Origin of the sequence: Streptomyces sp. NPDC048434, from assembly GCF_043200375.1 — a bacterium.
Classification (GTDB): domain Bacteria; phylum Actinomycetota; class Actinomycetes; order Streptomycetales; family Streptomycetaceae; genus Streptomyces.
The window spans coordinates 97,084-123,302 of record NZ_JBICXQ010000030.1 but is presented as its reverse complement, the minus strand read 5'-3'; the positions used below and the strand labels follow the sequence as shown (position 1 = coordinate 123,302).

General features: G+C 69.2%; 19 protein-coding genes, 1 pseudogene and 1 riboswitch. Of the genes and pseudogenes, 6 read left to right on the top strand and 14 right to left on the bottom strand.

Annotated features, from left to right (window positions below; genetic code table 11):
* Positions 1–50 precede the first annotated feature (50 nt).
* The 3 genes from ACGFWI_RS30895 to ACGFWI_RS30885 all read right to left on the bottom strand — a co-directional run bounded on the left by ACGFWI_RS30895 (position 51) and on the right by ACGFWI_RS30885 (position 3,971).
* A complete protein-coding gene (locus tag ACGFWI_RS30895; protein WP_393909340.1) occupies positions 51–830 on the bottom strand; it encodes a M23 family metallopeptidase in 780 nt (259 codons plus the stop codon).
* Between the two features lie 12 nt (positions 831–842).
* A riboswitch (cyclic di-AMP (ydaO/yuaA leader) is annotated at positions 843–998 on the bottom strand.
* A gap of 211 nt (positions 999–1,209) precedes the next feature.
* The gene (locus tag ACGFWI_RS30890; RefSeq protein WP_393909354.1) at positions 1,210–2,592 is read right to left on the bottom strand and encodes a M16 family metallopeptidase; all 1,383 of its coding nucleotides are present in this window, start codon (positions 2,590–2,592) and stop codon (positions 1,210–1,212) included.
* Between the two features lie 38 nt (positions 2,593–2,630).
* The gene (locus ACGFWI_RS30885; RefSeq protein ID WP_393909353.1) at positions 2,631–3,971 is read right to left on the bottom strand and encodes a M16 family metallopeptidase; all 1,341 of its coding nucleotides are present in this window, start codon (positions 3,969–3,971) and stop codon (positions 2,631–2,633) included.
* 301 nt (positions 3,972–4,272) lie between these two features.
* Here ACGFWI_RS30885 and ACGFWI_RS30880 point away from each other — a divergent pair, with 301 nt between their 5' ends.
* Positions 4,273–6,732, top strand: coding sequence for a DNA topoisomerase (ATP-hydrolyzing) subunit A (locus tag ACGFWI_RS30880; protein WP_393909339.1), 2,460 nt, complete (start codon positions 4,273–4,275; stop codon positions 6,730–6,732).
* A 48-nt stretch (positions 6,733–6,780) separates the two neighbouring features.
* Here the strand turns inward: ACGFWI_RS30880 and ACGFWI_RS30875 are convergent, their stop codons facing one another.
* A complete protein-coding gene (locus tag ACGFWI_RS30875; protein ID WP_393909338.1) occupies positions 6,781–7,887 on the bottom strand; it encodes a CobW family GTP-binding protein in 1,107 nt (368 codons plus the stop codon).
* A 121-nt stretch (positions 7,888–8,008) separates the two neighbouring features.
* Complete coding sequence (locus ACGFWI_RS30870; RefSeq protein WP_393909337.1) at positions 8,009–9,172, bottom strand: citrate synthase/methylcitrate synthase; 1,164 nt, start codon at positions 9,170–9,172, stop codon at positions 8,009–8,011.
* On the opposite strand from ACGFWI_RS30870, the pseudogene ACGFWI_RS30865 reads away from it, so the two are divergent.
* The 4 genes and pseudogenes from ACGFWI_RS30865 to ACGFWI_RS30850 form a co-directional block, all read left to right on the top strand.
* A pseudogene (locus tag ACGFWI_RS30865) lies at positions 9,152–9,379 on the top strand (citrate/2-methylcitrate synthase); the annotation flags it as partial. The gene ACGFWI_RS30870 and the pseudogene ACGFWI_RS30865 overlap by 21 nt on opposite strands.
* A gap of 193 nt (positions 9,380–9,572) precedes the next feature.
* Entirely contained in the window at positions 9,573–10,571 is a 999-nt protein-coding gene (locus tag ACGFWI_RS30860; protein WP_393909336.1) for a sucrase ferredoxin, read from the top strand.
* A 1,122-nt stretch (positions 10,572–11,693) separates the two neighbouring features.
* Positions 11,694–13,349 (top strand): ATP-binding protein, encoded by a 1,656-nt coding sequence (locus ACGFWI_RS30855; RefSeq protein ID WP_393909352.1) that lies wholly within the window; start codon positions 11,694–11,696, stop codon positions 13,347–13,349.
* On the top strand, positions 13,346–14,020 hold the full coding sequence (locus ACGFWI_RS30850) for a response regulator (protein WP_393909335.1): 675 nt from the start codon (positions 13,346–13,348) through the stop codon (positions 14,018–14,020). Before ACGFWI_RS30855 ends, ACGFWI_RS30850 begins: the two co-directional genes overlap by 4 nt.
* 115 nt (positions 14,021–14,135) lie before the next feature.
* Here the strand turns inward: ACGFWI_RS30850 and ACGFWI_RS30845 are convergent, their stop codons facing one another.
* The 6 genes from ACGFWI_RS30845 to ACGFWI_RS30820 all read right to left on the bottom strand — a co-directional run bounded on the left by ACGFWI_RS30845 (position 14,136) and on the right by ACGFWI_RS30820 (position 20,985).
* Positions 14,136–15,740, bottom strand: a complete 1,605-nt coding sequence (locus tag ACGFWI_RS30845) for a cation acetate symporter (RefSeq protein WP_393909334.1) — start codon at positions 15,738–15,740, stop codon at positions 14,136–14,138.
* Entirely contained in the window at positions 15,737–16,240 is a 504-nt protein-coding gene (locus tag ACGFWI_RS30840; protein ID WP_393909333.1) for a DUF485 domain-containing protein, read from the bottom strand. Before ACGFWI_RS30840 ends, ACGFWI_RS30845 begins: the two co-directional genes overlap by 4 nt.
* Before the next feature lie 109 nt (positions 16,241–16,349).
* On the bottom strand, positions 16,350–17,024 hold the full coding sequence (locus ACGFWI_RS30835; RefSeq protein ID WP_393909332.1) for a response regulator: 675 nt from the start codon (positions 17,022–17,024) through the stop codon (positions 16,350–16,352).
* Positions 17,021–18,187 (bottom strand): sensor histidine kinase, encoded by a 1,167-nt coding sequence (locus ACGFWI_RS30830; RefSeq protein WP_393909331.1) that lies wholly within the window; start codon positions 18,185–18,187, stop codon positions 17,021–17,023. Before ACGFWI_RS30830 ends, ACGFWI_RS30835 begins: the two co-directional genes overlap by 4 nt.
* Before the next feature lie 31 nt (positions 18,188–18,218).
* On the bottom strand, positions 18,219–18,707 hold the full coding sequence (locus ACGFWI_RS30825) for a DUF1453 domain-containing protein (protein ID WP_393909330.1): 489 nt from the start codon (positions 18,705–18,707) through the stop codon (positions 18,219–18,221).
* Between the two features lie 157 nt (positions 18,708–18,864).
* On the bottom strand, positions 18,865–20,985 hold the full coding sequence (locus ACGFWI_RS30820) for a type IIA DNA topoisomerase subunit B (RefSeq protein WP_393909329.1): 2,121 nt from the start codon (positions 20,983–20,985) through the stop codon (positions 18,865–18,867).
* Between the two features lie 445 nt (positions 20,986–21,430).
* Between ACGFWI_RS30820 and ACGFWI_RS30815 the strand changes: the two genes are divergently transcribed.
* Positions 21,431–21,661, top strand: a complete 231-nt coding sequence (locus ACGFWI_RS30815; RefSeq protein ID WP_003981845.1) for a hypothetical protein — start codon at positions 21,431–21,433, stop codon at positions 21,659–21,661.
* A gap of 110 nt (positions 21,662–21,771) precedes the next feature.
* Here the strand turns inward: ACGFWI_RS30815 and ACGFWI_RS30810 are convergent, their stop codons facing one another.
* The 3 genes from ACGFWI_RS30810 to ACGFWI_RS30800 all read right to left on the bottom strand — a co-directional run bounded on the left by ACGFWI_RS30810 (position 21,772) and on the right by ACGFWI_RS30800 (position 25,675).
* Positions 21,772–22,581, bottom strand: a complete 810-nt coding sequence (locus ACGFWI_RS30810) for a serine protease (RefSeq protein WP_393909328.1) — start codon at positions 22,579–22,581, stop codon at positions 21,772–21,774.
* A 135-nt stretch (positions 22,582–22,716) separates the two neighbouring features.
* On the bottom strand, positions 22,717–24,270 hold the full coding sequence (locus ACGFWI_RS30805; RefSeq protein ID WP_393909327.1) for an RNA polymerase sigma factor: 1,554 nt from the start codon (positions 24,268–24,270) through the stop codon (positions 22,717–22,719).
* Between the two features lie 403 nt (positions 24,271–24,673).
* Positions 24,674–25,675 (bottom strand): FadR/GntR family transcriptional regulator, encoded by a 1,002-nt coding sequence (locus ACGFWI_RS30800; protein WP_393909326.1) that lies wholly within the window; start codon positions 25,673–25,675, stop codon positions 24,674–24,676.
* Positions 25,676–26,219: the final 544 nt, after the last annotated feature.

Below are 26,219 nucleotides of genomic sequence, written 5' to 3'. Positions count from 1 at the left end.
CTCGGGCCGACGCGGGCACCGCGAGGCGCGCGGCCGGGCGAGACGGGAGATCAGACGTTGACGCCGTGCGAGCGCAGGTACGCGACCGGGTCGATGTCCGAGCCGTAGTCGGCGCCGGTACGGGCCTCGAAGTGCAGGTGCGGGCCGGTGGCGTTACCGGTGGCGCCGGAGAGGCCGATCTGCTGGCCCGAGGTGACGTGCCGGCCGACCGAGACACCGAGCGACGACAGGTGACCGTATTGGGTGTACGTACCGTCGTTCATCTTGATCACGATGTTGTTGCCGTACGAGCCGCCCCAGCCCGCCTCGACGACGGTGCCACTGCCGACGGCGTGGACGGTGGTGCCGGAGGCGGCATGGAAGTCGATGCCGGTGTGGCTGCCCGAGGACCACAGTCCACTGGAGGCCTTGTACGCGGTGGAGACGTAGGAGTTGGCCACGGGGGCGACAAAGGTGTTGAGGCGCTTGCGCTCCGCCTCGCGGGCGGCGCGCTCCTTGGCCTTGCGAGCGGCCTCGACGCGCCGCTTGGCCTCTTCGGCCTGCTTCTTGGCCACGGCCTCGGCCTTCGCCTTCGCCGCCGCGGCCTCCGCTTCGGCCTGCTGCGCGTCGGCCTGGGCCGCGACACGGCCGGCGAGCTCGTCACCCAGCACGACGGCCTGCTGCAGACCGGTGTCGTGGGTGCGGGCTTCGTCCGTGGCCGCCAGCGCCGGCGAGGCCACGGAGGCGACAACGCCGCCCGCCGCGAGGGTGGCTATGCCGGCGATGTTGCGGGTCGTACGAACGGGGCGGCTCGCACGACGGTGCTTCCCGGTGGCACGGATGAACGCCATGTACTGGCTTGTCCTTTCCTTCCTTCTCGCCTACCGGGTTAGCTGACGGGTTCGGAGCAGGAAGGTCTCCTACGGGCTCCTCCGGAGGGGAGTCCGATTCACCCCAAGGGACACTGGGTCCCCGGCTCCCCTGGCTCGCGCCGTACGGGGACTCGGCGATGACTGTCCGGTGCCACGGTTGTGGCGGACTTGTGACGAACAGCCGGACCGACGCTAAACGGGGCAACTTTCAATCGGCAAACAGAACTGCTTTTTTGTGCGGGATGCCACAAGAACCGGGGCGCCGGTCGAGATAAACCGGACATACAGCGGCTCCCGTGGCGGGCGATCGCCACGGGAGCCGCTTTGTCGATATGTGACCTTCCGTCACATGACGGGACTAGCCACTGACGACCGTCACCTCACCGATGCCCAGCGCCTTGATGGGCTCGGCGATCTGTGCCGCATCGCCCACCAGGACCGTCACCAGCCGGTCCATGGGGAAGGCGTTGACCGCCGCCGCGGTCGCCTCGACCGTGCCGGTCTCCGCGAGGCGGGCGTACAACTGCGCCTGGAAATCGTCCGGAAGGTGCTGCTCCACCTGATCGGCGAGAGTGCCCGCGACGGCTGCCGCGGTCTCGTACTTCAGCGGCGCGACCCCGACGAGGTTCTGTACGGCGACATCCCGCTCGTCGTCCGTCAGCCCCTCTGCCGCGAGGGTGCGCAGCACCTTCCACAGGTCGTCGAGCGCCGGGACGGTGGAGGCGGTGTCCACCGAGCCGCTGATGGCGAGCAGCGCGGCGCCCGTGGCCCCCTCGGGGGACGTGGGAGCGGTGGAGCGAAGCACCTGGCCGAAGGCGCGCACCCCGTAGGTGTAGCCCTTCTCCTCCCGCAGTACGCGGTCCAGTCGGGAGGTGAGGGTGCCGCCCAGGCAGTACGTGCCGAGGACCTGCGCGGGCCACACCCGGTCGTGCCGGTCGGCACCGATACGGCCGATGAGCAGCTGCGTCTGGACGGCACCGGGGCGGTCCACGATCACCACGCGGCCGGTGTCGTCGGCGACGATCGGGGAGGCCTTCAGCGGCTCGGCCGTCGAGCCGCTCCAAACACCGAGGGTCTCGGCGAGCGCGGCGGCCAGGTCGACCCCGGTGAAGTCACCGACGATGACGGCGGTGGCCGTGGCGGGCCGCATGTGGGCGTCGTAGAAGGCACGGACGGCCGGGGCGTCGATGCGTACGACGGTCTCCTCGGTGCCCTGGCGCGGCCGCGACATACGGGACGTGGCCGGGAACAGTTCCTTGGACAGCGCCATCGCGGCACGCCGGGCCGGGTTGGCGAGCTCGTGCGGGATCTCGTCGAGACGGTTGCGCACCAGCCGCTCGACCTCGCTCTCCGGGAAGGCGGGCGCGCGCAGCGCGTCGGCGAGCAGGCCGAGCGCACGCGGCAGCCGCGACGCCGGCACCTCGAGGGAGACCCGTACGCCGGGGTGGTCGGCGTGCGCGTCCAAAGTGGCGCCGCAGCGTTCCAGCTCGGCGGCGAACTCCTCCGCGTCATGCTTGTCGGTGCCCTCGGACAGGGCCCGCGCCATGATCGTGGCGACGCCGTCCAGGCCCTCCGGTTCGGCGTCCAGCGGAGCGACGAGGTTGATCTCGACGGCGACGACCTGCTGGCCGGGGCGGTGGCTGGTCAGGAGGGTGAGCCCGTTGGGCAGTTGGCTGCGGTCGGGGGCCGGGAAGGCCCACGGCTTGGGCGCGCCGCCCTGGGGCTGCGGGTGAAAGTCCATGCTGCTCACGGGGGAATCGGCGCGGGTGGTGGCGTCGCTCACTGGTCCGCCTCCCCTTCCTCGGTGTCGGCGGCGTCGGTCGGCTCGGTCGGCTCGTAGACGAGCACCGCGCGGTTGTCGGGGCGCAGCCGGGCCTTGGCGACCGCCTGCACCTCCTCGGGGGTGATCTCCAGAACGCGCTGCACGGCGGTCAGCGCGAGCTGCGGGTCCCCGAACAGGACGGCAAAGCGGCACAGTTCATCGGCGCGGCCGTTGACCGTGGCCAGCCGGTCCAGCCATTCGCGCTCCAGCTGGGCCTGTGCCCGCTCCATCTCCTCCGGGGTCGGGCCCTCGGCGGCGAAGCGGGCCAGCTCCTCGTCGACCGCCCGCTCGATGCCGGGGACCTCCACGCCGCCGGAGGTCTTCACGTCCAGCCAGCCCAGCGAGGGCGCGCCGGCCAGCCGCAGCAGGCCGAAGCCGGCCGCCACGGCGCTGCGGTCGCGGCGCACCAGCCGGTTGTACAGGCGGGAGGACTCGCCGCCACCCAGGACGGTCAGCGCGAGGTCCACTGCGTCCGCCTCACGGGTGCCGTCGTGCGGCAGACGGTAGGCCGCCATCAGGGCACGGGCGGGCACGTCCTCCTCGACGACCTCGCGGAGCTCGCCGCCGATGACGTCGGGCAGCGTGCCGTCCCGCGGCGGCTGCTTGCCGTCGTGGCCCGGGATCGAGCCGAAGTACTTCTCCACCCAGGCGAGCGTCTGCTCGGGGTCGATGTCGCCGACGATCGAGAGGACGGCGTTGTTGGGCGCGTAATACGTCCGGAAGAACGCCCGCGCGTCCTCCAGAGAGGCCGCGTCCAGATCGGCCATCGACCCGATGGGCGTGTGGTGGTACGGGTGGCCCTCCGGATACGCCATGGCCGTCAGCTTCTCGAAGGCCGTGCCGTAGGGGACATTGTCGTAGCGCTGGCGGCGCTCGTTCTTGACGACGTCGCGCTGGTTCTCCATGGAGTCGTCGTCGAGCGCGGTCAGCAGCGAGCCCATCCGGTCCGCCTCCAGCCAGAGCGCGAGCTCCAGCTCGTGGGCGGGCATGGTCTCGAAGTAGTTGGTGCGCTCGAAGCTCGTGGTGCCGTTGAGCGAACCGCCGGCGCCCTGCACCAGCTCGAAGTGGCCGTTGCCCTTCACCTGCGCGGAGCCCTGGAACATCAGGTGCTCGAAGAGGTGAGCCAGGCCCGTACGGCCCTTGACCTCGTGGCGGGAGCCGACGTCGTACCACAGGCAGACCGCTGCGACCGGGGTCAGGTGGTCTTCGGAGAGCACCACGCGCAGGCCGTTGGCCAGCCGGTGCTCGGTCGCTGTCAGGCCGCCGGAGCCGGCTTGTTCTGTGGCCGTGTGACCCATGGGCATGTACGTCCCTTCGATCTGCTTGCGAGGAAGTTCTGTCACTGTATGCAAGCGGATCGACATCTGGCGAAGTTCCCGTGCGACCGGCCCCGAACGTGCACCGTGCTCGGCCCCCACAGGAGCCGAAGGGGGGAGTCGCGGTCGGCATTGTCAGTGGGGCGGTCCACAATGGTCCGCGTCAGACTCAGACACACTCGCGGGTCGATCCCTCAGCTGGTTGACCCGACTGGTTGACCGTTGTTCCGATGTCGCCTCCCCGACCTCGGCAGTAGACGCAGCAGAAGGAGCCGCAGCCGCGATGGCCCGCCGCAGCACGAAGACCCCGCCGCCGGACGACTTCGAGGAGAGGATCCTCGACATCGACGTCGTCGACGAGATGCAGGGTTCCTTCCTCGAGTACGCGTATTCGGTCATCTACTCGCGCGCCCTGCCGGACGCCCGCGACGGTCTCAAGCCCGTGCACCGCCGCATCCTGTACCAGATGAACGAGATGGGGCTGCGGCCCGATCGCGGCTACGTCAAGTGCGCCCGCGTCGTCGGCGAGGTGATGGGTAAGCTCCATCCGCACGGCGACGCGTCGATCTACGACGCTCTGGTGCGCATGGCGCAGCCGTTCTCGATGCGGCTCCCGCTGGTTGACGGCCACGGCAACTTCGGTTCGCTGGGCAATGACGACCCGCCCGCCGCGATGCGGTACACCGAGTGCCGGATGGCGTCCGCGACATCCCTGATGACGGAGTCCATCGACGAGGACACCGTCGACTTCGCACCGAACTACGACGGCCAGGAGCAGGAACCGGTCACCCTCCCTGCCGCGTATCCCAACCTCCTGGTCAACGGCACGTCCGGCATCGCCGTCGGTATGGCGACGAACATGCCGCCGCACAATCTGGGCGAAGTGATCGCCGCCGCCCGCTATCTGATCAAGCATCCCAACGCCGATCTCGACACCCTGATGCGCTTCGTGCCGGGTCCGGATCTGCCGACGGGCGGCCGGATCGTGGGCCTCGGCGGCGTACGGGACGCCTACGAGAAGGGCCGCGGCACGTTCAAGATCCGTGCGACGGTCACGGTGGAGAACGTCACCGCCCGCCGCAAGGGCCTGGTCGTCACCGAACTCCCCTTCACGGTCGGCCCCGAGAAGGTCATCTCCAAGATCAAGGACCTGGTCGGCTCGAAGAAGCTCCAGGGCATCGCAGACGTCAAGGACCTCACCGACCGCAAGCACGGCCTGCGGCTGGTGATCGAGATCAAGAACGGCTTCAACCCCGAGGCCGTATTGGAGCAGCTCTACAAGCTCACGCCGATGGAGGAGTCCTTCGGCATCAACAACGTCGCGCTGGTGGACGGCCAGCCGCTGACGCTGGGCCTCAAGGAGCTGCTGGAGGTCTACGTCGACCACCGCTTCAATGTGGTGCGGCGGCGCAGCGAGTACCGGCGCGGCAAGCGGCGCGACCGTCTCCACCTGGTCGAGGGCCTGCTGACGGCCCTGGTGGACATCGACGAGGTGATCCGGCTCATCCGCTCCAGCGACAACAGCACGCAGGCCAAGGAGCGGCTGATCGAGCGGTTCTCACTGAGCGATATCCAGACGCAGTACATCCTCGACACCCCGCTGCGCCGGCTGACCAAGTTCGACCGTATCGAGCTGGAGTCGGAGCGTGACCGGCTGCAGGACGAGATCGAGAAGCTGACGCAGATCCTGGATTCGGACGCCGAACTGCGCAAGCTGGTGTCCGGCGAGCTGGCCGCGGTCGCGAAGAAGTACGGCACGGACCGGCGGACGGTCCTGCTGGAGTCCGCGGGCACCTCGGTCGGCGCGGTGCCGCTGGAGGTCTCCGACGACCCGTGCCGGGTGCTGCTGTCCTCTACGGGGCTGCTGGCGCGTACGGTCACCGGGGACGTGCCGTTCGACGCCGACGCCAAGCGCGTCAAGCACGATGTCATCGTCTCCGCGGTCCCGGCGACGACCCGCGGCGAGGTGGGCGCGGTGACGTCGCTGGGCCGGCTGCTGCGGATCTCGGTGATCGATCTGCCGCAGCTCCCGGAGACCGCGGCGGCGCCCAGTCTCTCCGGTGGTGCGCAGCTCTCCGAGTTCGTGACGCTGGAGGACGGCGAGGAGCTGATCTGTCTGACGACGCTGGACGAGTCCTCACCGGGCCTGGCGCTCGGCACGGAGCAGGGCGTCGTCAAGCGGGTGGTGCCCGACTACCCCGCCAACAAGGAGGAGTTGGAGGTCATCACCCTCAAGGACGGCGACCGCATCGTGGGCGCGGCCGAGCTGCGCACCGGTGAGGAGGATCTGGTCTTCGTCACCAACGAGGCGCAGCTGCTGCGCTATCCGGCGTCGCAGGTGCGGCCGCAGGGCCGGCCCGCGGGTGGCATGGCGGGCGTCAAGCTGGGTGAGGGCGCGAAGGTGATCGCGTTCGCCGCGGTCGATCCGGCCTCCGAGGCCATGGTGTTCACGGTCGCCGGCTCGCACGGCACGCTGGACGACTCGGTGGCTACGGCCAAGCTCACCCCGTTCGATCAGTATCCGCGCAAGGGCCGGGCGACCGGCGGTGTGCGCTGCCAGCGGTTCCTGAAGGGCGAGGACGTTCTCATCCAGGCATGGGTCGGGCCGGCACCGGTGCGGGCTGCGGATGCCAAGGGCACTCCGGTCGAGATGCCGGAGGTGGATCCGCGGCGGGACGGCTCGGGTTTGCCGCTGACGAAGCCGGTGGCGGTGCTGGCGGGGCCGGTGTCATCAGGCGCGTGACAGTTGTGGGTGACGCCGTCGGGCCGGTGGAGAAGCGGCCCGACGGCGTCACTCGTCTTCGATGTCCTCGCGTGCGGCCACGTACCGCAGCACGCCCCACATGCTGTTTTGGTCGGCATCCGACGGTGCGCTCTCGCGGCAGTTGCCCAGCTCCTTGTGCAGGGCGGGTGCGTCGATACCGCTGCCGATCATGACGAGCTGGGTGCACCGTTCTTCGCCCTTCGGCCACGGTGCGGGGTAGAAGCGCAGGAAGTCACCGACGGCGTGCACCGTGAACTTCTGGCGGTTCTCCGGTACGTCGAAGTGGACGAAGCCCTTGATGCGGTAGAGGCCGGCAGGGCGGCTGTCCAGGAATTCCATGAGGCGGCGCGGATGCATCGGCTCGGATGAGGTGAACTCCACGCTCTGGTAGGCGGCGTGGAGGTGACCTGCGTGGTGCGTGTGATCGGCGTGGTCGCACCGGTCGTCTGAGCCGTGCGCGGTGTCCCCGTTCGCCGCGGTCTCGCGCAGCAGGTCCTCGAAGGACAGCTGGCGCACGGCCGCGTCGTGGTCCTCCCCCGGTCCACGGTCGAAGAACAGCTCGGGATCGATCCGCCCGTACGCCGTGCAGATCACGGGCCGGCCGGGAGCGAGGTCCGCGAGTGTGTCCATGAGGTGCTGCCGCGCCGCGTCGCCGATGCGATCGGCCTTGTTGAGTACCACGATGTCGGCGATACCCACATGCCGGTCCAGTTCGGGATGCCGGGCCCTGGTGTCCTCGAACTCCGCAGCGTCGACGACCTCGATCAACCCGCCGTAGACGATCCGGTCGTTGTCACTGGCGAGGATCATCCGGATGAGCTCCTGCGGCTCGGCCAGCCCACTGGCCTCGATGACGATCACGTCGATACGGGCGGCGGAGCGAGCGAGGCGCTCCAGGTAGGTGTCCAGTTCGCTGGTGTCGACCGCGCAGCACAGACAGCCGTTGCCGAGCGAGACCATCGAGTCCACCTGCCCGGCAACGGTCATGGCGTCGATCTCGATGCTGCCGAAGTCATTGACGATCGCGCCGATACGGGTGCCGTCGCCGGTGCCGAGCAGATGGTTCAGCAGCGTGGTCTTGCCCGACCCGAGGAAGCCCGCGAGCACGACGACCGGGATCTGTTGCGTGGCCAAGGGGGCGCCTCCATGGTGCGGGTGGCGGGCCGCGCGGACCGGCGGCGGACGAGCTGTCGATCGTAACGGAAGGCCGGCGACACGAGCCCGGCTCGCCCCCGCACCGCCTACGGCCTCCCGGCTAGCGGGACACGGCGACGGGCAGCGGCTGCGGCGGGGGCGGGCCGACGTACCGGGCCGCCGGACGAATGATCTTCGAGTCCTCGGCCTGCTCCAGAATGTTGGCGCTCCAGCCGACCACGCGGGCTGCGCAGAAGGTGGGCGTGAACATCTCGCGTGGCAGTCCGCACAGCTCCATGACGACGCCCGCGTAGAGCTCCACATTGATGTGCAGCTCGCGGCCGGGCTTGAGCTCGGACAGCAGCTCTTCGACCCTCGCCTCCACCTGGACGGCGAATTCCACCAGCGGCCCACCGAACTGCTGGGCAATACCCCGCAGCATCGTGGAGCGCGGGTCCTCGGTGCGGTAGACAGAGTGACCGAACCCCATGATCCGGTCGCCGCTCAGGACGCGGTCGCGGATCCAGGGGTCGATGCGGTCGGGTGTGCCGATGGCGTCGAGCATGTCCGGGGCGCGGCTGGGCGCTCCACCGTGCAGCGGCCCGGAGAGCGCACCGACGGCGCCGACGAGGCAGGCCGCGAGGTCGGCGCCGGTGGAGGCGATGACGCGTGCGGTGAAGGTCGAGGCGTTGAAGCCATGGTCGATGGTGGAGATCAGATATGCCTCGATGGCTCGGACCCGGACGGGCTCCGGCTCGTCGCCGGTGAGCATGTAGAGGTAGTTGGCGGCGTAGCTCAGATCGGCGCGAGGCTCGACGGGCTGCAGGCCCTGGCCGAGCCGGTGGAGCGCGGTGACCAGGGTCGGTACGGCGGCGCACGCGGCGAGCGCGTCAGCGCGTCGGCAGGCTGCGTCGACGTCGTACAACGGCCGGAAGCCGGCTGAGGCGCCGAGCAGCGACAGCGCGGTGCGCAGCCCGGCGAGCGGACCGGTGAGCACACCGGCATGGGCGAGGGCGGGCAGCGCGTCGCGTACGGCCGTGGGCAGTGTGCGCAGAGCTGCGGTCCCGGCCCTGAAAGCCGCAAGCTGCGCCGCGTCGGGCAGCTCCCCGTGGAACATCAGGTACCAGACGTCCTCGAAAGTGCGGGCCGTCGCCAGCTCGACGGCGGAGTACTGGCGGTAGTGGTAGAAGCCCTCGATGCCCCGGACGTCGCCCACTTGGGTCTCGGTGACGATGACGCCCGCAAGTCCGCGGGGCGCGTCGATATCACCACCACGGCCCGGCACACGGAGCTACATGCCAACGTCGACCTGGCGCTGGCCGTACTGACCGTCTCGGCGGGAATGCCGGCAGAGGCAGGCGAAACAATCTTCGCCATCTCCCGCACCGCCGGCTGGATCGCCCACGCCCTGGAGGAATACACCGAACCGCCCCTCCGTATGCGCCCCAGCGGCCTGTACCACGGCCCCCGCCCACCTCAGCCGCTACCGTGACGGGAAGCACTGCAGGGTGGTCCGCCCCGGGCAGACCCAGGACTCCGGCAGCACCAGCACCGATACGGCATGTCCTGGCATCGCCGAACCTCACGCGAAGGGGCCTCGCCACCACGGGGTATTCCGTTCGCCATCACCCCTCTGGGCACCACCCGGAATCCGGCACAGGGCAGATGAGGTTAGGCTCACCTATGTGAGTACCTGCGCCACCACTTCTCGTGAATCGGCCGAATCTCTCGCCGGGACCGCGGCCCCTGCCCGCACCTGGCTGCTCATCGAGCAGCCGGGCCCCTGGGGCACCCATGCGCTGACGGACAGTCACCTCGACCCTGCCGTCGGCCGGGCCTTGGAGGCCGCGGCAGCGGGGACGGACGTACGCGTCGCCCTGATCCGCCGACCGGGACGCCATGCCGACCGTCATGGGGCCTCCCGGCGGCGGCTGTTCCTTGCGCACACCGCGCCGGGACGTTCCTGGATCCGCACGACCACCGTCACCGACCCGCAGGCGGCCCTCGGGCTGGACTTCGGGTCCCTGGGAGCGGGAGAGCACCACGGCCTCTGGGAGCCGTACATCGGTGAGCCCCTGGTCCTTGTGTGCACCAACGGCAAGCGGGACCGCTGCTGTGCCCTGCTCGGCCGCCCACTGGCCGCCGAACTCGCCGCCTGCGGAACCGAGGCCTGGGAGGTCACCCACATCGGGGGCCACCGCTTCTCCCCCACCCTTTTCGTCCTCCCCTACGGCTACGCCTACGGACGCGCCTCGGCCCCCCAGGTCAAGGAGGCCGTGGAGGCGGCGCGCGACGGACGGATCACGGTGGACCACACCCGTGGCCGCTCGGCCTGGGACCGGCCGGGCCAGGCGGCCGACCTCGCGATCCGTGATCTGATCGGGGAGGACCTGGCGGACGCACTCGATGTCGTACGGACCGACACGGTGTGGCCCGAACCGAAGTCTGCCGACAGCCTGACGCCCGGCCGTACGGCCATTGCCGGAGCCTCCGCCGCCTGGGCGGTCACCGTTGCGCACTCCGACGGCCGCATCTGGCAGGTCATCGTCGAACAGCGGGCCGATGGTGCTGCGGCGCCCGCGAGCTGTGGTGCGCCGCTCGGTCCACCTGCGCGTATGGCGGTTGTCTCGATCAGCGCGGTGAGCGGCATGCCTCACAGGACGGCCCAGGCCGTCGGCAGGTGACTTGGCGGGCTTCCCCGGACTCTCGCCGGGTACGTCACCACTCCGCACTTCCCCACCCGCCTCAGAAGACAGGTGCGGACCCTCGTACGGACCGAGCCGACGTCCGTCCGGAATCCGGCTGTCGTTCCGGCCGCATGAGGCCGCGCCGGCCGCGCGTACGGCGCCCGGCAGCGGGCGGCTGCTCCACGACCAGGTGAGACGGCAATCCAATCGCACCGACCACCTGTGTCGGGCTCGTCCGCCCTTGGCCCGCCGACCGAGCGGCACACAACCCGCCGCCCTCCACGACTTGCGCCAGACCTCGTGGCCCTCCCCCGTCAACCGCATAGCCGCTCCCTTCCGCACGCCTCATCGCGCACCTCACCCTGCCCCGGTCGGCCCCTCACCGCCGACGCAAAACCAACCCAACAGCTTCACCGTGAGAGATTACGTGCGCACACTCCGCGACCGAAAGATCTGTGGATAACCCCTCCCGACGCTCCCCCGGCCCTTTGACGAGTGCCTGACCTGCGTCTTCGTCACTGGCGCCAGCCGTCTGCCACCGCTCGGCGAGACGACGGTGACATGGCCGCATCGACGGCCTGCTGCTGGGGATGACACGGAGGAACTGAAGGCCGAGAGCCCCGAGCGGAACGAACCGGCGGCGCGGCCGTGAGTCGCCACGCCGTCGCCGTTGCGGTGATTGCCGACGCCATGGCGTGGGCGGTCGTGATGGTGGGCGCTCTTCATACCCGCCTCCGACCAAGGCGGGCATGCAGGAGACGCGTAGTGCGGCTCGCGACCGTCGGAGTCACCTTCGAGTCGCCGCCCGGACACCCTCCGAATTCGCCCCGTCAGGGATTACCGGCCAGCCCATCCACACGCTTACTGTTCGTTCGTATGGGCGATAAGGAAGCATCGGTTCCCCGCCCGAGCGCTGCCGAGCCCTCGGGCTCCGCGCCGTTTCCTGCCGGTACGACCCCCGGCACCACCAGCGACGAGCCGGGCCGCAGCGCCCACACGGCTGACGGCCGGCCAGCGTCAGATTCTCCGGTCCCGGCCGACCAGGGACCGGCCGCCCACGCAACGCGCCGGACAAGGCCCCGGCTGGGATGGCCGCGGCGGGTGTTCTCCCAGGTGCTCATGGTCCAGCTGGCCATCGCCACCGGTGTCACGGCCCTGGCGACCGGCCTGTTCCTCGCCCCGCTCAGTGCGCAGCTCGACGATCAGGCGATGCGACGGGCTCTCGCCATTGCGCAGACCACCGCAGCCGCGCCCCGCCTCGACGATGCGCTGGAGTCCTCCCGTCCGACGCGCCACGGCCCCGTGCAGAACGAGGCGGAGCGGATTCGCGCCGCCACCGGTGCGGAGTACGTGGTGATCATGGACAAGCGGGGCGTGCGCTGGTCCCATACCGACCCGGATGAGATCGGACGCCACGTTTCGACCGATCCGAGCGCCGCGCTCTCCGGCCAGGAGGTGATGCAGATCGACGAGGGCACCCTCGGCCGTTCCGCGCGCGGCAAGGTCCCGCTCCGTGACGACGACGGCAAGGTCGTCGGAGCTGTCTCCGTCGGCATCGCGTACGAGAGCGTGCAGGAACGGCTGCTCTCCACCGTCCCGCAGCTGCTCGCCTACGCGGGCGGGGCGCTCGCCGTGGGCGCGCTCGCCGCCTATCTCGTCTCCCGCCGGCTCCAGCGCCGCACCCACGACCTGGCGTTCTCCGACATCTCCGCGCTGCTCGTCGAGCGGGAGGCGATGCTGCACGGCATCCGGGAAGGGTTCCTCGCGCTCGACCAGAGCGGCGGCATCCGCCTGATGAACGACGAGGCGCAGCGCCTCCTGGATCTCCGTGCCGAGGACATCGGCCGCCCCCTGGATGGGGCCCTGCCTCCGAGCCGTACGACCGACGTCCTGGCCGGCCGCGTTTCGGGGGCGGACCTGCTGGCTGTCAGCGGGCAGCGGGTCCTTGTGGCGAACCGCATGCCGACCGACGACGGCGGTGCAGTGATCACCCTGCGCGACCGTACTGAATTGGAGCGGCTGGGGCGCGAACTGGACGGCACCCGTGGCCTCATCGATGCCCTCCGTGCCCAGGACCACGAGCACGCCAACCGGCTGCACACCCTCCTCGGCCTGCTCGAACTCGGGCTGCACGAGGAGGCGGTGGACTTTGTGACGCAGGCCGTGGGCGTGCATCGGGCGACCGCGGAACAGGTCACCGAGCGCATCCATGATCCGCTGCTGGCCGCCCTCCTGGTGGGCAAGGCCACCGTCGCCACCGAGCGCGGCGTCTCCTTGAGCCTCTCCCCCCATACGCACCTGCCCGACCGCCTGGTCGACCCACACAGCCTGGTCACCATCCTGGGCAACCTCGTCGACAACGCACTGGACGCCACGTCGGGCGAGCGCGACGCGCAACTGGAGGCGGAGGTCCGCGCCGACGGGCACACCGCCATCGTGCGCGTCAGCGACAACGGACCGGGCGTGCCCGAGGAACGTCGCGCAGAGATCTTCACCGACGGCTGGACGACCAAGGAACCGCCGGCCCACGGGCAACGCGGCATCGGCCTGGCGCTCGTACGGCGTCTCGCTGAGCGCTACGGAGGCAGCGCCGAGGTCGGCGAGCGTCCCGGTGGCGGTGCTGTGTTCACCGTGACGGTCCCCGACGCACTCTCCGATGAGCTTTCCGGAGCGCGTCAAGCAACCGCCCAGGAAGCAGTCACGGGCACCCACCCCACCAGACGGGACGAGGGGCACACTCTTCGCCCCGAAGGCGCCACGGAGGCCGGCCGGTGATCGACGTTCTGGTCGTGGACGACGATGTGCACGTCGCGAAGATCAACGCGGCGTATGTCGCCAAGGTCGAGGGCTTCCGTGTCAGCTGCCTCGCGCACACGGCCGCCGAGGCTCTTGCAGCCCTCGAGACGCACGCTGTCGATCTCATCCTTCTGGACCACTACCTCCCCGACAAAACGGGGCTCCAACTGGTCGGCGACCTGCGGCGGCGCGGCCTGCTCACCGACGTGATCATGGTCACGGCGGCTCGCGATATCGCCACCGTGCAGGCCGCGATGCGCCACGGTGCGCTGCAGTACCTGGTCAAACCGTTCACCTTTGCGGGCCTGCGCTCCAAGTTGATGGGTTACGCCGCGCTGCACCGTACGTTCGCGGGGGGCGGGAAGGCGGAGCAGTCCGAAGTGGACCGGATCTTCGGAGCGTTGGGGGCCGCCAACGCGGGCCCCGCCGAGTTGCCGAAGGGGCACTCCACCGCCACCGCCGACCGTGTGCGCTCGGTGCTGCGCTCCGCGGACGCCCCGCTGTCGGCGCAGGACGTCGCCGTCCAGGCGGGGCTGAGCCGACAGACCGCACAGCGCTACCTCAAACTCCTGGAACGCGCCGGGCGGGTGCGTCTCACACTCAGGTATGGCGAGACCGGCCGCCCCGAGCACCGCTACGAGTGGGTCTAGCCGGGAGAGCCAACGCCACGCATGAGCACGGCAACCAAGCACCACACAGCTGCCGCGCCCCGCCCCGTCCGCTCGGACGTCAGGACCGGTCCGACCCTGATATATCGAACAGGCCCTAAGCCGCCCCCGCCCCGGTCAACGCCCGTACCTCCGTCTCTGCATGCCGTGCCTCATCGGCGGCCTCCGGGGAGAGCACCGTTCCCAGCCAGCCCATCAGGAAGCCCAGCGGGATCGATACGACACCGGGGTTGTCGAGCGGGAAGAGGGCGAAGTCCATTCCGGGGAAAAGTGACTCCTGGCTGCCGGAGACCACCGGTGAGAGAACGACCAGGGTGATCGCCGGAATCAGACCGCCGTATACGGACCACACCGCGCCACGGGTCGTGAAGCGGCGCCAGAAGAGCGTGTACAGCAGGACCGGAAGATTGGCCGATGCGGCAACGGCGAAGGCCAGGCCCACCAGGAAAGCGACATTCAAGTCCTGGGCGAGCAGGGCGAGGCCGATCGCGACCGCGCCGACGGCCACCGCCGCAATGCGCGCCACGGCCACCTCGGCACGCTGGGCATCCTGCGCCGTGCCGCGCGGACGCCGTAGCGAGGCATACAGGTCGTGCGCGACGGAGGCCGATGAGGCGAGCGTAATGCCGGCGACCACGGCCAGGATGGTGGCGAACGCGACTGCCGCCACCACGGCGAAGAGAACCGTGCCGCCGGTCGAACCTGCGCCGCCTCCCAGGTCGAGGGCCAGCAGCGGGACGGCGGTGTTGCCGGCTGTATTGGACGTCCTGACGGCGTCGCTGCCGAGCACCGCCGCAGCACCGAACCCGAGCACGATGGTCATCAAGTAGAAGCCACCGATCAACGCGATGGACCAGACGACGGATCGACGGGCGGAGCGCGCCGTGGGGACGGTGTAGAAGCGGGAGAGGATGTGCGGCAGCCCGGCCGTCCCCAGGACGAGCGCGACGCCAAGGCTGATGAAGTCCAGCCGAGAGGTCCAGTCGTCACCGTATTTGAGACCCGGTGCGAGGAAGTCGCGGCCGTGGCCGCTGCGTTCGGCGGCGGTGTTCAGCAGCACGTTGACGTCGCCGTGGAACCGGACCAGTACCAGGACGGTCAGTGCGATGGCGCCGCCCATGAGGAGCACGGCCTTGACGATCTGGATCCAGGTCGTGGCGCGCATCCCACCGAAGGCGACGTAGACCACCATCAAGGCACCGACGCCGATCACCATCCAGGTACGGGCCTGCTGGCCCGCGCCCCCCAAAAGCAGAGCGACCAGACTGCCGGCCCCGACCATCTGTGCCACCAGATAGAGCACCGACACGGTGACGGAGGCCGCGCCGGCCGCGATACGGACGGGGCGTTCCCGCATGCGGGCTGCGACGACATCGGCGAGGGTGAACCTGCCGCAGTTGCGGACCAGTTCGGCGACGAGGAAGAGGACGACGAGCCAGGCGACGAGGAAGCCGACCGAGTACAGCAGGCCGTCGTAGCCGAAGAGGGCGATCAGTCCGGAAATACCGAGGAAGGAAGCGGCGGACATGTAGTCACCCGCGATGGCGAAACCGTTCTCCATCGGAGAGAAGAGCCTCCCTCCCGCGTAGAACTCCTCGGCGGAGCCGTGCCTGCGACGGCTCACCCAGGTGGTGATCGCCAGGGTGACGGCGATGAATACGCTGAACAGGACCAAGGCGAGGGTCTGGTGGTCGTCGGTCACCGGATGTTCCCTCCAGTGAGTTCCTGGGTCTCCCAGCGGATGTCGAGCGCCGCGCTGTCCCTGCGCAGCCGGGCGTGGCGCGCGTACGCCCAGGTGAGCAGGAACGTCGTGGCGAACTGACCGAGGCCGGCGAGCATCGCGACGTTCAGGGCGCCGGCGACGCGGTGGGCCATGAGGCCGGGCGCGGCGGTCGCCGCAATTACATAGGCGAGGTACCAGGCCAGGAAGACCGCCGTGCCGGGCAGGACAAACCGGCGGTAGCGGCGGCGCACCTCCTGGAAGGCCGCGCTTCGTTGCACCGCAAGGTAGATCTCGTCATGCGGCGCGGCCCGCTGTTCCGGTACTGGTACCGGCCGGGGTCGCTGCCTGCTGTCCCACTCGCCCGCCGCCTCCGTCGCGCCCTCCAGCTCGCCCCACCCGGAGGCGAGAGCGTCGTACCAGGGGTCGTCGAGCCGTACGCCCCCCGGCTCACCGGCCGAGCGGCCGTCCTGCTTGTCCACCGAACTCTCCTTGGTGCACGGGGCTGTTGTCCGTGCGACCCAAGGTTGGGCAGAAAGGAAGATCCGGGACTCTTCATTCCGAACCCTTCACCCCATCAGGTGATGGGGGCTATCCGGGAGGCTGGGCCAGGCCGTGGCGGTACGCGTAGTGGATGGCTTGGGCCCGGTCCCGCAACCCTGCTTTGGCGAAGAGATTGTTGATGTGGGTCTTCACGGTCGCGGTGGAGACGTGCAGCGTGCGTGCGATCTCCGGATTGGACTGGCCCTCGGCGACCAGCCGCAGCACCTCCACCTCGCGGGCGGTCAGCCCGTCCGGCGGCTCGTCCGGCGGTTGCGGCACGGGTCGTACGGGCGCTGTGAAGCGCTCCAGCAGCTTGCGCTGGATCTTGGGCGACAGGCCGGCTTCACCCGAGAGCACATCGTCGATGGCGCGGACGATCTCATCGCCGTCGGCGTCCTTGGTCAGATAGCCACGGGCGCCGGCCTGCAGGGCGGGGAAGAGCGAGTCGTCGTCCGCATAGGTGGTGAGCACCACGACCTGGGTACCGGGGTGCTCGGCATGGATACGCCGGGTGGCCTCGACACCGTCACAACGTGGCATCCGCAGGTCCATCAGCACGACGTCGGGGCTGAGTTCGGCGACGAGGCGGACCGCGTCCTCGCCGTCCGCGGCCGATCCGATGACCTCGATGCCCGGCAGCAGCCCCAGCAGCATCACGATCCCCTCGCGCACCACCGTCTGGTCATCGGCGACCACCACCCGTGTCACCGTGCGTGCCGTCATGCGGGCACCCGCAGCCGCACCACGAAACCCTCCTCGTCAGGGCCGGAATCCAGCGTTCCGCCGAGGAGTTCGGCGCGCTCCCGCATCCCGAGCAGACCGTATCCGGAGCCGCTGTTCGCGAGCTCGCCGGGCTTGCCGCGGCCACCGAAGTCACGTACCTCCAGCCCTACGTCGTCCCTCGTGTACTCCAGCCGCACGCTCACCCGTGCCCCCGGGGCGTGCTTGCGGACGTTCGTCAGCGCCTCCTGGGTGACCCGGCGGACCGCGAGACCTGCCTCGGCCGGCAAGGTGCGGCCCTCTCCCGCCACCTCCAGTCGAACGCCCTCAGCGGCCGTCAGGCGGCGCAGAGAGTCCTCGACCGGGATCATCTCCCCGCGCAGCGCGGAAAGCGCCTCACGGGTGCCGTCCAGCCCTTCACGGGCCATCCCGCGACACGCCACCACCCGGTCCAGGAGCTGGTCACGATCGCCCTCGAGATCGGTGCTGCGCTGGATCAGCAGCCGCGCCGCCTCCAGGTGCACCAGTTGTGCGCTCAGGCTGTGGGCGAGGATGTCGTGGATCTCGCGTGCGATCCGCCCGCGTTCGGTGAGCGCCGCCGATTCGGCCTCCGCCTTGCGGGCCGCCCGTTCCTGGGCCAGCAGCCGCTGGGCGTTGCCGCGCGCCTCGGCATCCATCCGTACGACATAGCCCGCCAGCGCCAGACCCGCGGTGGTAGCGGCGGTCGTGATCCAGTTGCCGTGATCCACCACTGCGTACGCACCGAGGGCCACGGCGGAGCACGGCACCGCGGCACTCAGCGGAAGTCGCTGCATGGCGATGACGGCACAGGCACACCACAGGACAATCGCGGGCGTCCGCGCCCCGGCGAACTGGAAGCCGAAGGCCGCCGCCTCCAGTACTGCGAACAGCCCGATCGACGGCCACAGACGGCGTGCCCGCGTCGTACGGAAGAAGCCGCGGAAGGCCAGGATGGTGACGGCCATACCGGCGCACGCCGCCACCAGCCCCCAGCCGGTGAAGCCCGGCCCCGCCAGGGTGGTCCACGCCAGGCTCGCGACCACCACGACACGCACCGACCGGCCGATCCATACCCGGACGTCGCTGATGCCCTCACGGGACAGTGACTCCGGCAGGGGCCAGCTCGTCCAGGAGTTCAGCGGCACGTACGGTCCTTTCCACTGCGCACGCGAGGTGTCAGCCCGCAACAGGGACACGGTACGTCTGCTGCAGGGCTTGGGCCCGCCAGGTGGTGACACCGGCACGGGTCAGCAGCATCGCGGCAACGGAGAGCATGGTTGCCGCGCTGCCCTGGTGGACGCCCATGGCCGCGGCGATGCCCATGAGGCCGAGCCGCAGCGCCATGCCGCAAAGCCACACTCCGGCCGCCGCCCAGCCTCCCTTGCTCCACACCACTCCGTCCGCGTCCGTCCAGATGCGCGTCGTCCAGGCCCAGCCGACACCGCAGGCCAGCCCGATAAGGATCTCCGCGCCGAGCAGGACGACGGACGCCGTTTGGTGCCCGGGGTCCAGGAGGCCGGGCTGCCGCACCGCCAGGACCGTCAGCACGACCGGAATCAGCCACCATTTCTTGCCCTCCGACGTGACGCGCTGCGCCGTGCACTGCCGGACGAACACCCATACAACCGCCGCGATGATCACAACGATGTTGAGCAAGCCGCTCATGACCTAGGCCCTTCGTGGGACGGGAAATTCAACGTTCCCGACGCTATGGAGCGGCGCCGACGGCCGGATCGGAGCCAGGGTGGGCACCGGGTGGAAATGCCGAAGGGCGCCCGTCCACCCAAGGGTGGAGAGGCGCCCTTCGGGAGCTGCGGTCCGGTCAGGTGTCGATGCGAGAACGGTCCAGAGTGGCAGCGGAGTTGGTGATGAACTCCTTACGGGGGGCGACTTCGTTACCCATGAGGAGGTCGAAGGCCTTCTCCGCCGCTTCGAGGTCGCTGATGTTGATGCGGCGCAACGTGCGGTGGCGCGGGTCCATGGTCGTCTCGGCAAGCTGGTCGGCGTCCATTTCGCCCAGGCCCTTATAGCGCTGGATGCTGTCCTTGTAGCGGACCTTCTTGCGCTGGAGCTCAAGCAGCGTCTGGCGCAGCTCGTTGTCCGAGTAGGTGTAGATGTACTTTTCCTGGCCCTTTTTGGGGTTGATCAGTTCGACGCGATGCAGCGGCGGGACGGCGGAGAAGACCCGGCCCTGTACGACCATGGGCCGCATATAGCGCTGGAAGAGGGTCAGCAGCAGACAGCGGATGTGCGCGCCGTCGACGTCCGCGTCGGCCAGGAAGATGACCTTGCCGTAGCGGGCGGCGTCGATGTCGAAGGTACGACCGGAACCAGCCCCTATGACCTGGATGATGGCACCGCACTCGGCGTTCTTGAGCATGTCCGAAACCGATGACTTCTGGACATTCAGAATCTTGCCGCGGATCGGCAGCAGTGCCTGGAATTCCGAATTCCGGGCCAGTTTTGCGGTGCCCAGCGCCGAGTCACCCTCGACGATGAAGAGTTCGCTGCGCTCGACGTCGTCACTACGGCAGTCCGCAAGCTTGGCCGGCAGCGAGGAGGACTCCAGCGCCGTCTTCCGCCGCTGTGCCTCCTTGTGCTGACGGGCCGCGATGCGCGTACGGGCCGCGGCGACGATCTTCTCCATGACGGAGCGCGCCTGCTGCTTGTCATCCCGCTTCGTGGAGGTCAGAAACGACTTGAGTTCCTTGCTCACCACCTGGGCGACGATCCGCGAGGCGGCGGAGGTGCCGAGCACCTCCTTGGTCTGGCCCTCGAACTGCGGCTCCGCGAGTCGTACGGTCACGACGGCGGTGAGGCCCTCCATGGCGTCGTCCTTGACGACATCGTCCTCGGCGACGCGCAGCAGCTTGCTCGACCGCAGTACCTCGTTAACGGTCTTGGCGATCGACCGCTCGAAGCCGGAGACGTGGGTGCCGCCCTTGGGCGTCGCGATGATGTTGACGAACGACTTGACCATCGTGTCGTAGCCGGTGCCCCAGCGCAGCGCGATATCGACGCCCAGTTCCCGGGTGACCTCGGTCGGTGTCATGTGGCCGCGGTCGTCGAGGACCGGCACGGTCTCCTTGAAGGTGCCCTGGCCGGTCAGCCGGAGCACGTCGCAGACGGCCTTGTCCTGCGCGAGGTACTCGCAGAATTCGCTGATGCCGCCGTCGTAGCGGAACGTCTCTTCGCTCTTGCCGGCGCCGTCGATGCCCCGCTCGTCACGGACGACCAGGGTCAGGCCCGGCACGAGGAACGCCGTCTGGCGGGCGCGGGCGTACAGGGTGTCCAGGGAAAGCTTGGCGTCCTTGAGGAAGATCTGCCGGTCGGCCCAGTAGCGCACCCGGGTGCCGGTCTTCGTCTTGGCGATCCGCTTGCCCTTGAGCAGGCCGTTGCCTGGGTCGAACGGGGCGTCCGGGCCCGATTCAGTGAAGATCCCGGGGACGCCGCGGCGGAAGCTGATCGAGTGCGTCTTGCCGTTAAGGTCCACCTCGACGTCGAGCCGCGCGGAGAGCGCGTTGACGACCGAGGCGCCGACACCGTGCAGGCCGCCGGAGGCCGCGTACGCGCCGCCGCCGAACTTTCCACCGGCGTGCAGCTTGGTCATGACGACCTCGACGCCGCTGAGGCCGGTCTTGGGCTCGACGTCCACGGGGATGCCGCGGCCGTTGTCCCGGACCTCCACCGACCCGTCGTCGTGGAGGATCACCTCGATGTGGTCGCAGTAGCCGCCCAGCGCCTCGTCGACGGAGTTGTCGATGATCTCCCACAGGCAGTGCAAGAGGCCTCGACTGTCCGTCGAGCCGATGTACATGCCTGGGCGCTTTCGGACGGCCTCGAGCCCCTCGAGGACAAGCAGATGCCGCGCGGTGTAGTTGGAACCGTCCCGGTCTGCCCCGGTCAGCACTGCGGTGGACGGCACGGACATCTCGGCGGTCACGCGGTTCGCTCCTCGCTGAATTTCTGGCAGTCCGCATTCCGCGGACTCGGTTGTGGCGGTGTCGCCCGTCAGAGGGTACCGAGGCCTGGTAGAGCCGATGTGACGCCACCCGTAACCATGCCCATGGTAGTAGAATTTCGCTCGTACGTTCGATCCCTCGATGGGGTGACGTCCGAGTGACGTGCACATCACGTTCCCTTCGAGGCATGAACCATTTAGGCTCCGGGCACGTCCTCATCAACAACCGGCAAGCCGGCCGGGAGGACACAGATCCAACAACCAACGTGAATCAGACCACCAAGCAATACGGCTCATTCGCCGCCACCCGGCAGCACCCGGCCCCCTCGGAGAATTTTTTCGAGGAAAAGGCACGAGCGGGAACGTTTTCGGCCTGGTTGGATGTTGACCCTGGTACGACAGCTCGTCGAGCTAGAGAAGAGGCGACGTGACTACTGTTCTGACACCCGCGAGCCCGCTGACGGCCGCTGACCGCTGCGACCGCTGCGGCGCCCAGGCTTACCTGCGCGTCGTCCTGATGTCCGGCGGAGAACTGCTCTTCTGCGCCCACCACGGTCGCAAGTTCGAGCCAGAACTCAAGAAGATCGCCGCGGAAATACAGGACGAGACGGAGCGGCTGACCGCTTCTCCGGCGTCCGCGTCCGATGAGGAACGCTGACACTTCGCATCCACGACGAGCGAGCAGCGGCCCAGCGCCGTAACCGCGGGCGGTTCCCCGACACCACAGGGGACACCGCCCGCACTCGCGCGCTCACGTCCCCGCGCCGCTCAGTGGGCCCCGTGTGCGGACACCGCCGAGGGAAGCGCTGAGGCGCGCGTATAGACCCCAGGACTGCCTCGCTGACCGCAGCCGGTCCCCCACGACACCAGGCCCACCAGCCGTCCGCGCACGACCAGCGGCCCGCCGCTGTCGCCCTGACAGGCGTCGCGGCCGCCGTCCGGCTCCCCCGCGCACAGCATCGTTCGCGCCTTGTACGTACCGTCGGCGCTGCCCGGATACGCCCGCGCACAGACCGCATCAGGCAACACGTTGACGTGTGCCGCCCGCAGCTGTGACGCGTAGCTGCCTCCGCCCGTGGTGTCGCCCCAGCCGTAGACCGTGGCCGCACTGCCGGCCCGGTAGGCGTTGTCCTGCCGTCCCGCTATCGGGATGGGCCGGTTCGGAACCGGTTTGGCCAGCGTGAGGACAGCCATGTCACCGTCGTTCGTGTAGTTGTTGTAGCGCGGGTTGACCCAGATCTTTGAAGGCTTGAGCTCCTGTCCACCGCCACCGCTGAGCTTGTCGCGTCCGACGACGATCCTCAGATCCCGTACTTCCCGCCAGGGGACGCCCAGCACCTCCTTGCTCAGACAGTGCGCCGCCGTCACCACCGTCGAGTGCCCGACGAGCACACCGCCACAGAACTGTCCGGAGCGCTGGGCCCCGAAGCGCTCGTGGGAAGCCAGAGCCACCGCCCAGGGGCTCTGTGACAGCGGCGCGGGCTTTCCGCCGATTACCGCCTCGTCCGCAACCGCCGACGCCGGCAGGGCGAGGACCAGCGCGAGGGCTCCGAGGGCAGTATGTGCGGTCGGACGCATTCGGACTCCTGACTCTGGGACAGTGCGCGCACACCTAGAGTGACCCAAACGGCGGCCCGGCGCACCCCGGACGGGCGCGAGCCCGGCCCTCCGATTAGGAGTGACCGGGCTCGTGGCGCTCTTGGGGCGGTTGGACTAGTCGAGGTAGTCGCGCAGCACCTGGGAACGCGACGGGTGACGCAGCTTCGACATCGTCTTCGACTCGATCTGACGGATCCGCTCACGCGTGACGCCGTAGACCTTGCCGATCTCGTCCAGCGTCTTGGGCTGACCGTCGGTGAGGCCGAAGCGCATGGACACGACGCCGGCCTCACGCTCGGAGAGCGTGTCCAGCACCGAGTGCAGCTGCTCCTGCAGAAGCGTGAAGCTGACCGCATCGGCCGGGACGACCGCCTCGGAGTCCTCGATGAGGTCACCGAACTCGCTGTCGCCGTCCTCGCCCAGCGGGGTGTGCAGCGAGATCGGCTCACGGCCGTACTTCTGGACCTCGATGACCTTTTCGGGGGTCATGTCGAGTTCCTTGGCCAGCTCCTCCGGGGTGGGCTCGCGGCCCAGGTCCTGGAGCATCTGGCGCTGGACGCGCGCGAGCTTGTTGATGACCTCGACCATGTGGACGGGGATACGGATCGTACGGGCCTGGTCGGCCATGGCGCGGGTGATGGCCTGACGGATCCACCACGTGGCGTAGGTCGAGAACTTGTAGCCCTTGGTGTAGTCGAACTTCTCGACCGCACGGATCAGACCGAGGTTGCCCTCCTGGATCAGGTCCAGGAACAGCATGCCGCGGCCCGTGTACCGCTTGGCCAGGGAGACGACCAGACGGAGGTTGGCCTCCAGGAGGTGGTTCTTCGCCCGTCGGCCGTCCTCGGCGATGATCTCCAGCTCACGCTTGAGCTTCGGTGCGAGCTTGTCGGAGTTCGCCAGCTTGTCCTCGGCGAACAGACCCGCCTCGATGCGCTTGGCGAGCTCCACCTCCTGCTCGGCGTTGAGGAGCGGGACCTTACCGATCTGCTTGAGGTAGTCCTTGACCGGGTCGGCGGTGGCACCGGCCGCGGCGACCTGCTGCGCAGGCGCGTCGTCCTCGTCGTCGTCGGACAGGACGAAACCGGCGCTCTCCGCGCCCTCGGCGGCCTCGGGCGCGTCACCCTTGCCGGGTGCCGGGGTCTCCTCGGTCGCCTCGTCGTCGAGCAGCTCGTCGACGTCCTTCTTGGACGCGGTCTTCTTTGCGGTGGCCTTCTTGGCCGTGGCCTTCTTCGCGACCGTCTTCTTGGCGGTCGTCTTCTTCGCCGCCGCCTTCTTTGCAGGCGCGGACTCGGACTCATCGGCCGACGGGTCCGCCACAGGGGCGGGGGCCGCGGCGGCGGTGGTCTTCTTGACCGTGGCGGCCTTCGCCGCGACGGTCTTGGTGGCGGTGCGCTTCGCCGGACTCTTCGCTGCGACGCTCTTGCGGGTGCGCTTGGGCGCCTCTGCGGCACTGACCATCAGCGTCACACCCTCCTCGTCGAGGATCTGGTTGAGGCTGCGCAGAACGTTCTTCCACTGGGTTGGCGGAATCTGGTCAGCCTCGAAGGCCCGACGCACGTCATCGCCGGCGATCTGCCCATCTGCCTTTCCCCGCTCGATGAGCGCCATCACAGACTCGGACTCGGCGATCTCCGGCGGGAGCGTACGGGATGTGCTGGCCGACACGAACAACCTCTCGGAACGATGGAAACGGCTTCCGACCCCGTCCAATGTGGATCGGAGCCGACGACCGCCGGTGGGGATGGACCGACGGCGCAGGGGCAACCGGGGAGTTGAACAGCGTCACGAACGCCGCTCGTATTCCCTCCTCGGCTATCACCTCTTAAGTCATCGCGCTTCCCGGAAGAGCGTTACGCCCAATCTGCGTGGCCCGAGTCACACCCCATAACGACCCATTCCCAGTCATATGACATGCAACCCTCCCAAGACCTGTCGCCGGATCCGGTCGGCGACCCGGATCCGGCGATATTTCTGCGCCTCGCCGCGTACGGCGTGCCCCGCCCCGAGGGGTGCGCAGGGCACTGGGCCGCGCGGCGACTACGGTCCGTACGCGGTCGGGTACGGACCTTCAGTGCTCGCGGGGCGCGGGGACGACGTGGTCCACGGGCGTCTGGGAGCCCTGGCCGACGACCTCGCCATGGGCGGCGAGGAGCTGGCGCATCGCGGATTCGGCTGCCGTGGCGTCGCTGGATCCGATGGCGTCGACGACCCGCATGTGCTGGCCCACGGACGTCTCGACCGGCCGCTCGCAGCCGCCGCCGGGGCCGCCCGAGACATGGAGGGCGGCGGAGACGATGCCCGAGAGATGCTCGAGCATGCGGTTACCGGCGAGCTGCAGCAGCAGCGAGTGGAACTCGGCGTCGGCGCGGGAGAAGGTCATGGTGTCGCCCTGGGCCGCGGAGTGCCCCATGATCTCGACCATGTCGGCCAGCCGCTGCTGGATGTCTTCCCGGCCATGGCCGGCGGCGAGTCTGGCGGCGAGGGGCTCGATCGTCCAGCGCAGCTCGGAGAGCTCGCGGCGCTGGTCGTCACGCTGGGGCCCGTAGGCCCGCCATTCGATGATGTCGGGGTCGAGGAGGTTCCAGTCGCTTACCGGGCGCACTCGGGTGCCCACGTTCGGGCGAGCGCTGACGAGGCCCTTGGCCTCGAGGACTCGCAGCGATTCACGGACGACGGTGCGGGAGACCTCGAAGCGCTGGCCGATCTCCTCGGGGACGAGCGGGCGGTCGGCGCCGAGGTCCCCGGAGACGATCATCTGCCCGAGCTGCTGGACGAGTTGGCCGTGCAGGCCGCGGCCGCGGCTGCCGGCCGTGCGACGGCCGACCCGGCCGATGTCTGCCTCGGAGCTGTCCCAGACCTGCGAAACGCGCTCGGCACGGTCATGGCCGGCTGCGTTGTTGGCGTTCGCGGCGTTGGCGGCGTTCGCGTAGGGGTAGCGGTCAAGCTCGCCCGGGCCTGCGAGGCCGGTGTCGCCGGGGCGAGCCGCGGTCATCATGGTGTGCGCAAGGGTACTCACGCATCTTTTGTCGGCGACACCCTGAACACCCTTGAGGTCTTTGGTGAAAAGCACACGAAAGGGTGATCGCCCCCCATCCCCTAATTGACGCTTTATCGGAAAGAAATGCGCTCTCCGTGGCGAGTTGTGAACAGCAGCCGCAACAACAAGGCGCCAAAATATATGCCTTACTCGATCAGCGGAAGAAGCCGCACGGTATCGCGAGCACATATCCGCAGACCAGACGGGTTGACGGCAACACCAGGGCGCTGCCTACGGGTTGGCGCGCGAGCCACATCACGAACAGATGCGTCTTGGTCGATTGCGAACGGGTACTTGACGCGGCCGCTGGACAGTGGATCGCCCCCTGCCGAGCACTACGACAGAGCCCTCCGGCAATCCCGTTGCGGTGAAGCGGAATACACCGACCTCCGATAACCCCGCCTGCACACGACCGGGCAGCGGTCCCGCCCAACTGACAGCAAGAGCAGGGCACTCGATAAGGGCGATGACGGGGTCCGCCCGCCAGTCGCGCCGAAGCCAAGAGCAGGACCGCAGAGAGGGCCGGGCCGGCGGACCCGGCAGGCGGTCACGGGCGGGGTGGACAGCCACGGGTCCG

Excerpts from the sequence above, each read along its gene's own strand:
- ACGFWI_RS30895 (WP_393909340.1), bottom strand. The coding sequence starts at position 830 with ATGGCGTTCATCCGTGCCACCGGGAAGCACCGTCGTGCGAGCCGCCCC.
- ACGFWI_RS30890 (WP_393909354.1), bottom strand. The coding sequence starts at position 2,592 with ATGGACTTTCACCCGCAGCCCCAGGGCGGCGCGCCCAAGCCGTGGGCC.
- ACGFWI_RS30885 (WP_393909353.1), bottom strand. The coding sequence starts at position 3,971 with ATGGGTCACACGGCCACAGAACAAGCCGGCTCCGGCGGCCTGACAGCG.
- ACGFWI_RS30880 (WP_393909339.1), top strand. The coding sequence starts at position 4,273 with ATGGCCCGCCGCAGCACGAAGACCCCGCCGCCGGACGACTTCGAGGAG.
- ACGFWI_RS30855 (WP_393909352.1), top strand. The coding sequence starts at position 11,694 with ATGGTCCAGCTGGCCATCGCCACCGGTGTCACGGCCCTGGCGACCGGC.
- ACGFWI_RS30835 (WP_393909332.1), bottom strand. The coding sequence starts at position 17,024 with ATGACGGCACGCACGGTGACACGGGTGGTGGTCGCCGATGACCAGACG.
- ACGFWI_RS30825 (WP_393909330.1), bottom strand. The coding sequence starts at position 18,707 with ATGAGCGGCTTGCTCAACATCGTTGTGATCATCGCGGCGGTTGTATGG.
- ACGFWI_RS30810 (WP_393909328.1), bottom strand. The coding sequence starts at position 22,581 with ATGCGTCCGACCGCACATACTGCCCTCGGAGCCCTCGCGCTGGTCCTC.